General features: G+C 54.2%; 13 protein-coding genes. 5 read left to right on the forward strand and 8 right to left on the reverse strand.

The genetic code is table 11. The annotated features are described in order from the left end of the window. Positions 1–21: 21 nt before the first annotated feature. Together ACZ48S_RS04330 and ACZ48S_RS04335 are read left to right on the forward strand one after the other, a co-directional pair. Positions 22–1,284, forward strand: a complete 1,263-nt coding sequence (locus ACZ48S_RS04330; protein WP_464214452.1) for a phenylacetate--CoA ligase family protein — start codon at positions 22–24, stop codon at positions 1,282–1,284. A 1-nt stretch (position 1,285) separates the two neighbouring features. Then, positions 1,286–2,137: an ABC transporter ATP-binding protein gene (locus tag ACZ48S_RS04335; RefSeq protein ID WP_464214454.1), complete on the forward strand. Its 852-nt coding sequence runs from the start codon at positions 1,286–1,288 to the stop codon at positions 2,135–2,137. Here the strand turns inward: ACZ48S_RS04335 and ACZ48S_RS04340 are convergent. After that, positions 2,134–2,394, reverse strand: a complete 261-nt coding sequence (locus tag ACZ48S_RS04340; protein ID WP_464214456.1) for a hypothetical protein — start codon at positions 2,392–2,394, stop codon at positions 2,134–2,136. The two genes, ACZ48S_RS04335 and ACZ48S_RS04340, sit on opposite strands and share 4 nt — an antisense overlap. A gap of 98 nt (positions 2,395–2,492) precedes the next feature. Here ACZ48S_RS04340 and ACZ48S_RS04345 point away from each other — a divergent pair, with 98 nt between their 5' ends. Continuing rightward, complete coding sequence (locus ACZ48S_RS04345; protein ID WP_464214458.1) at positions 2,493–2,732, forward strand: hypothetical protein; 240 nt, start codon at positions 2,493–2,495, stop codon at positions 2,730–2,732. Between the two features lie 13 nt (positions 2,733–2,745). Here ACZ48S_RS04345 and ACZ48S_RS04350 read toward each other — a convergent pair whose 3' ends face one another. Further along, complete coding sequence (locus ACZ48S_RS04350; RefSeq protein WP_464214460.1) at positions 2,746–3,150, reverse strand: PaaI family thioesterase; 405 nt, start codon at positions 3,148–3,150, stop codon at positions 2,746–2,748. Next, positions 3,147–4,664 (reverse strand): cobyric acid synthase, encoded by a 1,518-nt coding sequence (locus tag ACZ48S_RS04355; RefSeq protein WP_464214462.1) that lies wholly within the window; start codon positions 4,662–4,664, stop codon positions 3,147–3,149. The genes ACZ48S_RS04350 and ACZ48S_RS04355 overlap by 4 nt, the downstream gene beginning before the upstream one ends. 97 nt (positions 4,665–4,761) lie before the next feature. On the opposite strand from ACZ48S_RS04355, the gene nth reads away from it, so the two are divergent. Together nth and ACZ48S_RS04365 are read left to right on the forward strand one after the other, a co-directional pair. Next, on the forward strand, positions 4,762–5,400 hold the full coding sequence (gene nth, locus ACZ48S_RS04360) for an endonuclease III (RefSeq protein ID WP_464214464.1): 639 nt from the start codon (positions 4,762–4,764) through the stop codon (positions 5,398–5,400). After that, the gene (locus ACZ48S_RS04365; protein WP_464214466.1) at positions 5,401–5,781 is read left to right on the forward strand and encodes a hypothetical protein; all 381 of its coding nucleotides are present in this window, start codon (positions 5,401–5,403) and stop codon (positions 5,779–5,781) included. Here the strand turns inward: ACZ48S_RS04365 and ACZ48S_RS04370 are convergent. The 5 genes from ACZ48S_RS04370 to nuoK all read right to left on the reverse strand — a co-directional run bounded on the left by ACZ48S_RS04370 (position 5,775) and on the right by nuoK (position 11,930). After that, complete coding sequence (locus ACZ48S_RS04370) at positions 5,775–6,560, reverse strand: TatD family hydrolase (RefSeq protein WP_464214468.1); 786 nt, start codon at positions 6,558–6,560, stop codon at positions 5,775–5,777. The genes ACZ48S_RS04365 and ACZ48S_RS04370 overlap by 7 nt on opposite strands. A gap of 112 nt (positions 6,561–6,672) precedes the next feature. Continuing rightward, the gene (locus ACZ48S_RS04375) at positions 6,673–8,133 is read right to left on the reverse strand and encodes an NADH-quinone oxidoreductase subunit N (RefSeq protein ID WP_464214470.1); all 1,461 of its coding nucleotides are present in this window, start codon (positions 8,131–8,133) and stop codon (positions 6,673–6,675) included. Beyond that, complete coding sequence (locus ACZ48S_RS04380; RefSeq protein WP_464214550.1) at positions 8,134–9,624, reverse strand: complex I subunit 4 family protein; 1,491 nt, start codon at positions 9,622–9,624, stop codon at positions 8,134–8,136. It abuts the gene before it with no gap. 22 nt (positions 9,625–9,646) lie between these two features. Then, positions 9,647–11,608: an NADH-quinone oxidoreductase subunit L gene (nuoL, locus tag ACZ48S_RS04385; RefSeq protein WP_464214472.1), complete on the reverse strand. Its 1,962-nt coding sequence runs from the start codon at positions 11,606–11,608 to the stop codon at positions 9,647–9,649. A gap of 16 nt (positions 11,609–11,624) precedes the next feature. Continuing rightward, entirely contained in the window at positions 11,625–11,930 is a 306-nt protein-coding gene (nuoK, locus tag ACZ48S_RS04390; protein ID WP_464214552.1) for an NADH-quinone oxidoreductase subunit NuoK, read from the reverse strand.

An 11,930-nucleotide genomic window follows, 5' to 3' on the forward strand; every position in this document is an offset into this window, starting at 1 on the left:
CGGGAGATGACTGCGCTTAATATGCAAGACCATTATGACAGACTAGAATCAATGACTGATGAAGAACGCCGCGCTTTTCAGGAAAGCCGGTTGCGGCGGGCGGTAACCCGGGCTTTCAGGGGGGCTCCGGCTGCCAGAGAAATGATGCTGCGGGCCGGTGTTAAACCCGGCAGCATAAAAACGGTGGCTGATCTGGAAAAGCTGCCCGTCACCCGCAAGCCTGACCTGATTGAGCAGCAACAGCGGAATCTGCCCTATGGTGAGTATTACATCGGCAAATATGAAGATATCGAACGCGTATTTATCTCACCCGGACCGGTATATGAACCGCTTCACGGTTCAAGGATAAAATGGTTCGCCAAATCATTCTGGGCCGCTGGCTTTCGTCGTGGAGATACTGTTATCAATACCTTTACCTATCATTTATCCCCCGCGGGCACCCTCTTCGGTGAAGCGCTGCGGCAGTGCGGTGCCACGGTGGTAGTGGCTGGTGCCGGCAACACCGATGTGCATATCAAAACAATGAAAGAACTAAGCGTCAACGGTTTTGTCGGTACGCCGAGTTACCTGTTAGGGCTGATTAACAAGATAGAGGAAACCGGAAATTTTAATAAGGACTTTGGCTTAAAAAAAGCCTGGTTTACCGGTGAAATGCTGTCCCGAACGATGCGCCGGTCGCTGGAGCAGGACTACGGCATTGATACCTACCAGGCTTATGCCGTAACTGAACCGGGTGGCGCCCTGGCTTACGAATGCCCTCAGAAAGATGGGCTGCACCTGATGGATGATTATATTATCGAGATAATAGATCCGGCCACCGGTCGACAATTGCCCGCGGGTGAGATTGGGGAAATAGTCGTAACACCTTTACATAATCCACGCTGGGGGCTACTGCGCTTCGGTACCGGTGACCTGTCGCGCCTGGTAGTGGAAGATTGCCCCTGCGGGCGTACCGCGCCTAAGCTGGGGGGGCTTCTCGGTCGCTGTGGTGATGCGGTTAAAGTAAGGGGAATGTTTGTGGTGCCAAAACAGGTAAGGAGTCTGCTGGATGAAATCAGTGGAGCCGGCAAATTTCAGCTGAAAGTGTGCCGCCAGGGCAACCGGGATCACTTGACATTGCGGGTGGAAACTGAGCGCCCGGTTCACGATGCCGGGTTTGAAACGGATCTGTCTGCAGCTTTCCAACGCGCCTGCGTGATAAAATTGGACTATCTGGAACTAGTGGCACCCGGTGATATATCATCTGATGCTGAAACCATAATAGATGAACGGGTATGGGATTAATATGGAACTCGACAGCATGACAGCAGAACGGGATATCCAGAACCTGGTTAAGATAAGTATGCGCAATCTGACTCTTTCCTTTGGCGGTATTACCGCCCTAAAAGACGTCTCAGTCGACATCCGGGAAAACGAGATTTTAGCCATTATCGGACCTAACGGTGCCGGTAAGACCTGCCTTTTGAACTGTCTCAACGGTTTTTATAAACCCCAGAAAGGCGAGGTGGTTTTCGATGGTAAAAACATTACCCGCATTCGGCCGGATAAGGCGGCCAAGATAGGTCTGGCCCGTACTTTCCAGAACATTGAGCTGTTTTCCGGTTTGACCACGCTGGAAAACGCTATGGCCGCGCGCCATGTTTTCATGAAGCAGAACTTTCTGACCAGCAGTTTGTATTTCGGGCCGGCGCATAATGAAGAGATAAAGCATCGCCGCATCGTAGAAGATATTATTGACTTCCTGGAGATTGAAGCCGTTCGGCATAACGTGGTGGCATCGCTGCCGTACGGAATGAGAAAACGTATCGAATTGGCACGCGCCCTGGCGCTGGAGCCTCGTGTCTTGCTGCTTGATGAGCCCATGGCCGGCATGAACAGTGAAGAAAAAGAAGATATTGCCCGCTTTATTGTGGATATATTCGAAGGTCAGGGTGAATGCTACCCGGAAACGCCGGTTCTACGGGACGGCGTGCGCACTATTGTATTGATTGAGCATGACATGGGCGTGGTCATGGACCTGGCCGACCGCATCGTCGTTCTGGATTTTGGCCGCAAAATCGCCGAGGGTACACCGGAGGAGATACGCAATAATCCGGAGGTTATTTCCGCTTATCTTGGGGAAAGCGCCAAGCGCTAAATCCGCTCTTCTTCAGCCATTATCCGGTCGCGGTATTCAGTAACCCGCCGGCAGTCCGGCCCCTCGCATTTGGGTGTGAAACCCCGTTTTCCGGTTTTTTTCTGTAGCCCGGTTTGGGCGTTCTTATCCGTTGAACCATATCTCGCGTAACTGGCGCAACGGGCTTCACCGTCCGGTTTAACCATTATGGTTATCTCGTCATCCACCGCTTCGCATTTGATGGTGGTTGCAGTAAGCTGCCAGTCCGGTTTCTTCATGACGGGCAATTATAACATATTTTCCGGGCGCTTATAATAACTAATCACGCTGAACAACGTTATATCCGGTGAAAGCACTTATCCGGAGCCAAAGCAATATGAAACAGAATTATTTGGAAGAGAACGATCCCATCTACGCCATGGCCATGGCGGTCGACAGCCGCGAACAAGGCCGCTCGATGATTATCGGCGGCGGTCTGCTCTTTGCCCTCGCCGCGGCCGGATTGGCTATCGGTTATGTTTCTCCATTGGCGCAGTGGGCGGTTACCGGATTTTTAGCCATCATCGGGTTATTGTTTATCGTAAGCGGCATTGGCAAGCTGGTTGCCGGAAGATGAAACCGAGGGTGTTTTATTGTTTCAGCGGTATTCCGGTTCCGGTAGCGCTGGCTATTATTTTACCGTCGCTGTCCGTCACCTTGATCTCCGCGGTAACGGCCCGTTTCCCTGCCTTTATTACCCGGCACTCCGCGCTCAGTTCCTTACCCGGGGCAGCGGCGTTCAGGAAATGGGTATTGAACTGGGCGGCCACGGTCGGGTAGTTCAATGAATTTACCGCGTAACCAAAGGCTGAATCCGCCAGGGTGACGATAATGCCGCCGTGGATGCTGCCGATAAAATTGGTGAATTCGGGTTTCGCTTCCATCTTTACCCGGGCATAACCGTCGGTCAGTTCTTCCAGCTTGATGCCCAGCAGCTGCCAGGCCGGCTCCGTCAGGCAGCCGCGGCGCAGCTTGTCGATGTTTTCCCGGCTCAACTGGTTATACCTTCATTGAGGATACGGTAAACCGCTTCCATGTCGGTTGAACTCCTCACCAGGTCGGCAAGGGCATCGTAGTGTTTTTCTTTGTCCAAAGGGGCGTCATAGACCCGTTCCGGCAGACCCTTTCGCTTGCGCAGATTGTTCAGCAGGCCGCGTCGGAAACCATGGCTCAGGAATATGCCGTGAATATAACTGCCGAGGACCATGCCGTCCCCGCTGATGCTGCCGTCAGCGTAATCCGCCGTGCCGTCCTGCGTTTCGTTAATCAGAAAGGGACGGTTCGGGCTTACAGTACGCCCCATGTGTATTTCATAGCCGCTGATGATTTCACCTTTCAGCCCGGCCAGAAGCCCGCGGTCGTCGATTATGGTGCCTTTTACCTGGGTGGTAGCCTTTTCACAGGCAAAAGTTGTTTCGGCGTTGATCAACCCCAGTCCTTCAATGGTGTCTTCTTCTGATTCCACGTGGTCCGGGTCGTGAATTACCTTGCCCAGCATCTGGTAGCCGCCGCAGGCGCCGAATACCGGTGTTCCGGCTTTGGCCTTTTTAACCACCGCATCGGCTACCCCGGATTTCCTGATGGCCAGCAGATCAGGTACCGTCGTCTTGGATCCGGGAATAATAATAAGGTCGGGGTTGCCCAGTTCGTCCGGCCTGGTGATGTAGCGGATGTTGGCGCCGTCTTCCTCCAGCGCGTCGAAGTCATCATAGTTGGAAATGCGGGGAATGCGGATTATAGCAATATCCAGGTCGGTTTCATCCTGTCGGTTTTGGCGTTCATCCAGATAGACGGAGTCTTCCTGCGCTAGGAGAATGTCCCGGAAGTAGGGAACTACCCCAAGCACCGGGCGGCCAGTCTTATTTTCCAGGTAGTCGTTGGCGTCCTTTATCAGGCTGACATCACCGCGGAACTTGTTGATGATAAAACCTTTTACCAGCTTGCGTTCCTCCTCGTCCAATATCTCCAGTGTTCCGACGAAAGAAGCGTATACCCCCCCGCGATCAATATCACCGGCCAGCAGTACTGGAGACTGGGCCAGTTTAGCCATGCGCATATTAGCGATCTCACGGGCTTTCAGGTTTATCTCAGCCGGTGATCCGGCCCCTTCAATGACAATGACATCATAGCGTTCTTTGAGGTAATCCAATGACTCCTTAACCTTGCCTAGCAAAAACTGGGTATGCTGATAGTAATCGGCGGCTGAAGTGTTGTCATGGATCTTGCCGTGAAGAATAATCTGGGAGCGGGCGTTGGCCTCTGGTTTCAGCAGCACCGGATTCATATGGATACTGGGAGCTATTCCGGCGGCTTCAGCCTGCATGGCCTGGGCGCGGCCTATTTCGCCGCCCTCGGGCGTTACAAAGGCGTTGAGGGCCATGTTTTGAGACTTGAACGGAACCACCCTGTAGCCGTCCTGCTTAAAGATACGGCAAAGCGCCGCCACCAGCACGCTTTTACCGACATTGGATGATGTACCCTGGATCATAATAATTTTTGTTTCAGACATAATGTTTATTATAGCAATTACTTATCCCGCGGTATAGGCTGCTTGATTAAACGCAATTTATCTTGTCAAAAAGTCAGTGTGAAGGTAAACTGATTTCATGACAGAAAACGCTGCCGATATCAATGAAACTATCAGACGCCTTAAGGACGCCTATTCTCACAACCAGATTGCATTAAATTTTTCCAATCCGCTGGAACTACTGGCCGCTGTAATCCTGTCCGCTCAGACCACCGACACTGTTATTAACTCTGTTACGCCAACACTTTTCGTCCGGTATAAAACGGCGCGGGATTACGCTGAGGCGGATATTGAAGAGCTGGAAAGCATCATCAAGCGTACCGGCTTTTTTCATAACAAGGCTAAAAACTTGATCGGCATGGGCCGGGTGCTGGAAGAAAAATTCAGCGGAAAAGTACCGCAGACCATGGCGGAGCTGGTACAAATCCCCGGCGCCGCCCGAAAGACGGCCAATATCGTGCTGTGGAATGCTTTCGGCAAGATTGAGGGAATAGCCGTGGATACCCATGTGGTCCGCCTGTCGCAGCGGCTGGGCTTTACCCAGCAGAAAGATCCGGTCAAGATTGAAAAAGACCTGATGATCCTGGTGCCGAAGGATGACTGGGGCCGCTTTCCCCACCTGATTCAGGACCACGGGCGCAAGATTTGCTTTGCCCGCAAGCCTAAGTGCACCGAGTGTTTTTTGAAGGATATCTGCCCCTCGGCATTTAAGGTATAAATGAAATTAGAAATTGACAACCATCACCTAACGATCAAATTAAACCCAGTGGAAAAGTTCCTGGCTGTACATGGTAAAGACTTAAAGATACCACTGGACCGTATAGTATGGGCAGCCGCGAATTCTCTAGGCTGGCAGATGGCTGCGGTGCGGGCACCAGGCACCCATATCCCATTCCTGGTAAAGGCCGGCACTTATATATCAGCCACCGGCCGTGAGTTCTGGTTTGCAACCGCCGGACGAAAGCACCTGACCATTGAACTGGAGGGTTGGGATTATCAGCGGATGGTGCTGGCCCCAGGCAATCCCGCAGATATAGCGGAAACAATCAATAAAGCCTTACCATCGTTCAAAAGTGATAACACTGAATTATCTCAGTGAACTCCAATATTGAAAAGCCGCTCGGTATTATCCGTTGTCGCCTGCGCCAGTTCTTCAACCGTTATACCTCGTATATCCGCCAGCGCTTCAGCCGTCTGGGCAATATAAGCCGGTTCATTGCGCTGCCCCCGGTGGCGCTGCGGCGGCAGGAAGGGACAGTCGGTTTCCAGCAGCAGCCGGTCCAGCGGGATGTGGCGGAACACCTCGTGGCTTTTTTGAGCAGAAGGATAACTGACATAGCCGCCCAGGGCAATGTAAAAGCCGGCGGCCAGGTACTTATCCGCGTTGGTGATGCTGCCGCCGAAGCAGTGGATAACGCCGCGCGGGTGGCCGGGATTGCTTTCAGCCCATTCCAGCAGCAGCGGCAGAATGGCATCATCCGCCTGGCGGCTATGAATGACCACCGGCAGCCCGGTACGCAACGCCAAATCCAGGTGGAACTCCAGCGAGCGCCGCTGTGTGCTTTCGGAGTAAGGTTTGTGGTAAAAATCCAGCCCGGTCTCGCCGATAGCCACCACCTTGGGTTCAGCGGCCAGTTTGGCTATCTCAGCCAGTGCCTCATCGGTGACATCAGCACTGTCACAGGGATGTATGCCCACGGTGGCAAAAATGTGTTCATAACGCCCCGCCAGCTTGACGGCTTCCCGGCTGGAGGCTGTGTCAATACCGATGGTAATCATTTTTTCCACGCCGGCATCTTTAGCCCGGTTGAGTACATCAGAAAAATCCGGCTGGAATTCCGGCATATCCAGGTGCGCGTGTGAATCAATTAGTTTCATGCTGGTAATTATGACGCAACAAAGGCCTGCGGTTCAAAGGACGCTTTCCGCAAACTTATATCTGATTCCCGAAAACTATTCGAAATTTTGATATTAGAATTTCCCTTGTGGCCTATCCGCCAAATACACCCCCGGCCATTTCCGCTACCTTCATCGCCACTGCCGGCAGTATGCCGAACAGCAGTATGCCGAATGAAGAAACCGCCAGGGCTGTTTTCAGCGCGCCGGATGCCGGGACCGCTGTTTTCATACTGGAATCGCGCAGCCACAACACCTTGATGACGCCGAAGTAATAATAAGCGGAAATAACCGTGTTTATGGCCGCTACCACCACCAGCCACAGCAGGTCAGCCTGGACACCCACGGCAAAAATATAAAATTTAGCTAAAAACCCCGCTGTCGGCGGGAAGCCGATTAGGGAAAGCAGCGCCAGCGTCAGCATACCGCCGATGAACGGTGATGTCCTTGCCAGGCCGGCATAGTCGGCAAAATTGTCGCTTTTCAGTTTTCGGGAGATCGCTATAATGCTGATAAAAGCCGCCAGGTCGCTCACCGCAAAGGCAATGAGGTAAAACAGGATACTGCCTACCGCCAGGGTAGAAAGCTCCGGGGCGTTGCCCAGGGCCGCCAGTCCCACCAGTATATATCCGGCGTGAGCCACGGTGGAAAAACCCAGCAGTCGCTTGAGGTTTTTCTGTGGGATGGCTATCAGGTTTCCCAGCGTCATACCTATGGCAGCCAGAGCGGCGATGACCGGTGCCCATTGCTGCGCCAGTACTCCGGGGTCAATAAAAGATGTCCCCAGGATACGAAGGATTATGGCAAAGCCGGCAGCCTTGGAGGCAATTGACAGATACATGGTAATCGGTGTCGGCGCGCCTTCATAAACATCGGGTACCCAGAACTGAAAGGGAACCGCCGCTATCTTGAATCCCAGCCCGGCAATAACCAGTATCAGTCCCATCAACAGTCCCGGCGAGTCCAGCAGCTGTGCCGGGGGAATTGCCTGGATAACTCCGGCGATCTCGGCTAGGCCGGTAGTGCCGGTGAAACCAAATATGAGAGCCATGCCATAGACCAGTACCGCGGAGGCCACTCCGGAGAGCAGTACATACTTAAGCGCGGATTCGGTTGATTTTTTATCTTTCTGGATGCCTACCAGCACGTAAAAGGAAACCGCGGTTATTTCCAATGCCAGGTACAGCGTAATAAGGTTGGTAGCCCCGGCCATCAGCATCATTCCCACCGCTGCCAGCAGCACCAGGGCATGATATTCGCCGCGGTAGCGCCGGAACTTGTCCGTCCAGTCAACGGAAGCCATGATAACCAGCCCGGCCATCACCGGGAAAAATATCTTGAAGAACCCGGCAAAGGCGTCATGGGCTATCATGCCGCCGAACATGCTGACCGGGGAGTCCGGCCATTGCGTGATGGATGTTACCACCGCCGCTGCCAGGCCGCCCATGGCTATCACCGCCAGCGCTGTCTTGCGGCTGGTGAACAGGTCGGCCAGTATTACCGCAACCGCGGTACCCAGCACAATTATTTCCGGTATCAGGTAGCTGAAATCCACTTATCCCGCTCCAAACAGGCTGGCAATCGGCGCCAGCCCGCCTTCAAAAACGTCGGTGATAATTCTCGGATAAAGGCCTATCACAAACATGACAACAACAAACACCACGGAGAACATCACCTCCACCCGGTCGGCATCCTTAACCTTGGCAAAACGCGTCAGCGGCTGGCCGAAGAACACTCGCTGGATGGTCCAAAGGATGTAGGCCGCCGCCAGCAGTATCCCCAGGAGTGAAACCAGTGTATAGATTTCAATACCCGGCACCACTCCGCTGGAGAAGGCGCCGATGAAGGTCCATACCTCGGCGATAAAGCCCGAAGTAGCCGGCACCGCCATGGCGCCAAGTCCTCCCAGTATAAATACCACCGCCGCCCGAGGCATCTGGTTGGCCAGCCCCCCCAGCTTGGGGATGGAGCGCTCGTGAGAGTTGTGCATCACCACACCGGTGATGGCAAAGAGCAAACCGGTAATAATGCCGTGGGAAACCATCTGCAATGAGGCGCCTATCATGGACAGGTGCCCCAGGGCAAAGACGCCCAGCAGCACAAAGCCCATGTGGCTGATGGAGGAATAGGCTATAAGCCGCTTTATGTCCGTCTGTTTCAGGGTTACCGCGCCGCCGTAGACAATGCTGATTACCGCCAGCACCAGTATTATCGGGGCAAAGTCAAGCGCCTGCTCCGGGAACATGGCCGCGTTGATGCGCAGCATGGCGTAGCCGCCCATCTTCAGCAGCGTGCCGGCCAGTATCACAGAAACCGCGGTCGGGGCGTCGGTATGGGCATCCGGCAGCCAGGTATGGAAGGGGAAGACCGGCAGCTTAATGGCAAAACCCAGGAAGAAGAATACAAAAGTCAGCGCCAGCAGGCCAGGTTTTATTAGTTCCGGCAAATTGGCCGCGGCCATCTGCGTCATGTCCAGTGAACCGGTGCCAAAGAACAGTATTAAAATACCGGCCAGGATGAAAGCGCCGCCCAGCAGCGTATAAAGGACGTATTTAAGCGCCGAGTATTCCTTTCGTCCGGCGCCCCAGATGGCTATCAGGAAATACATCGGAATCAGTTCCAGTTCCCAGAAGATGAAGAACAGCAGGAAGTCCAGGGAAATAAACACGCCGGTAATGGAAGCCTGCAGCAGCAGTATCCAGGCAAAGTATTCCCGCACCCGGAGGTCTATCTTCCAGGAAATCAGGATAACCAGGAAGCCCAGCAGGGTGGTCAGCAGCAGAAACGGCAGGGAAAGCCCGTCCACTCCCAGGGAGTAGTTGGCGTTTATGACCGGTATCCAGGATACCTTCTCGGCGAACTGGACCACGCCGTTCATATCCGCCGAGCGGTCAAACCCGGCAAAGACAATGATGGAAAAGATCAGGGGCAGCGCAGTAGCCGCCAGGGCTATACCTCTGATGGTTTTGCTGCAGAGCCGCGGCCAGAGGGCGATTAAAAGCGCGCCCGCTATCGGGATTGCGATTGTCAGCGTTAAAAAGGGCATATCCAATTAACAAACACCTCCTCTAACCGGCGAGAAACACCGCTACGACAATAATTAATATACCGAAGGAAATAAAAAGTCCGTAAGTCTGCAGCTGCCCGGTCTGGGCGCGCCGCATTACCGAGCCGGCAGCCACCGTATTGTCGGCTACCGCGTTGACCGTCCCGTCCACCGCCTTTTCATCAAAGTAACGGAAGCGGCCAAATAGTTTTCTGGTAATAACATTCTGCACCAGCATCGTGTTGATACCATTGTCCAGGATTCGGCTGTCAAAATACTGCATACCGGCAAACAAGCCGCGCAAAAGCGCCAGTTCACCGATGATCTTTTCATAAAGCTCATCCATGAAATATTTTCGTTTGACCAGTCCGTAAAGCGCCCCGAATCGGGCGGCGATTGCCGCTGGTGAAACCCAGCCGCGAATGTACATGGCGTAAGCCAGGAATATGCCGGCGCCGGCCAGCGCCAGCGACAGCCAGGTTTCAATATGGGTAAAGGCGCCGAACAGCCCTTCCAGCACGCTGGTGGCATGACCGTGGCCGAACAGCGCTCCGAAACCTCCGGTAACGTTGAATAGTCCGGAGCCGGCCGCCAGTACCGCCAGGAAAATCAGCGGCCAGGCCATAACCGCCGGGGATTCATGCGGTTGTCCCTGGCCCCGGTACTTGCCGTGAAAACTCATAAACATCAGCCGGAACATGTAGAAGGCGGTCAGAAACACCGTAATCAGCGCCAGTGTGAAGAGTATCGGCTGGGACGAGGAGCCGGCCACAATTTCGTCTTTGGAAAAGAAGCCGGACAAAGGCCAGATGCCGGCCATGGACAGTGAAGCTATCAGCATGGTGAAATAGGTCTTGGGCATTTTTTGCCTCAATCCGCCCATCCGGCGCATGTCAAAGGTGCTGGTAGCGTGATTGACCGAACCGGAACCCAGGAACAGCAGGCTCTTGAAAAAGGCGTGGTTCATCAGGTGGAATATGGCAATGGCCACCCCGCCGGTGCCCAGCCCCAGCATCATGTAGCCCAGCTGAGATATGGTGGAGTAAGCCAGTACCCGCTTCATGTCATTCATCACCAGGCCCATGGTGGCGGCGAATATGGCGGTAATACCGCCGATAACGGCTACCGTGGTCATTGACGTAGCTGAATGCTCAAACATGGGATAGGCGCGGGCTACCAGGAAAACGCCGGCGGCAACCATTGTTGCCGCGTGAATCAGCGCGGAAACCGGGGTCGGGCCTTCCATGGCGTCCGGCAGCCACACGTGCAGCGGGAACTGGGCGCTTTTGCCTACCGCGCCCAGGAAGATGCCCAGCGTGCCCATCGTCAGTACGCCGCCGGCCAGCACGCCGACTACGGCCAGTTCATTAAGTTCGCGAATATCCAGCGTGCCGGTATTGGCAAACAGCAGCACAATGGCCGCCAGGAAGCCGAAGTCGCCGATGCGGGTCACGATAAAGGCCTTCTTGGCCGCCGCTGCCGCCGCCGGTCGCTCGAACCAGAACCCGATCAGCAGGTAGGAGCACAGCCCCACCAGCTCCCAGAAGGCAAAGGTAATAAAAAGGTTATCCGCCAGCACCAGCCCGATCATGGAAACGGCGAACAATGAAAGAAACGCGTAATAGCGCCTGTAGCCCGGATCGCCGTGCATGTAGCCCTGGGAATAAATGTTGACCATCAAGGCTACCAGGGTGATAACTACCAGCATGACTGCGGTAAGCCCGTCCAGGATAATGCCGAAATTAAGTTCCATTCCGGCCACCGAAGCCCACTGGAACGGTTCAATGAATATTTCATGATGTTCCGAGCCGGCCACCCCGGCCAGCGCCCACAGCGAAAGCAGCAGCGCTCCCCCGGCGGCGGCTATGCTGAAATAACCGCTCACTTCCGGCCTTGCCTTGCCGAATTTAATAAGCAGGGCAATCAGCGCGAAGGCGGCCAGCGGCAGCAGCAGAATTGCCCAGACAAACGGCGCCGTAATCACTGTATGTATTCCCTCTTTACCATTTCATTAAATCAATCTTGGTTGCGTCAATAGTATCGCGGCTGCGGTAGATGGACATGATGATGGCCAGGGCCACCGTAGCTTCGGCGGCAGCTACCACGATGATAAATATGGTGAACACCTGCCCGGTCAGTAGTTCCGGCGTAATATAGCGGGAAAAAGCCACCATGGCAATCGCCGCCGCGTTAAGCATCAGTTCAATACACATCAGGATAACCACCGCGCTGCGCTTGGACAGGGCGCCGAACAGCCCGATGCCGAATAGCACCGCTGAAAGTATCAGGTAATGATTAAGCCCTAT

The organism is Dehalogenimonas sp. NIT-SK1 (genome assembly GCF_055384165.1).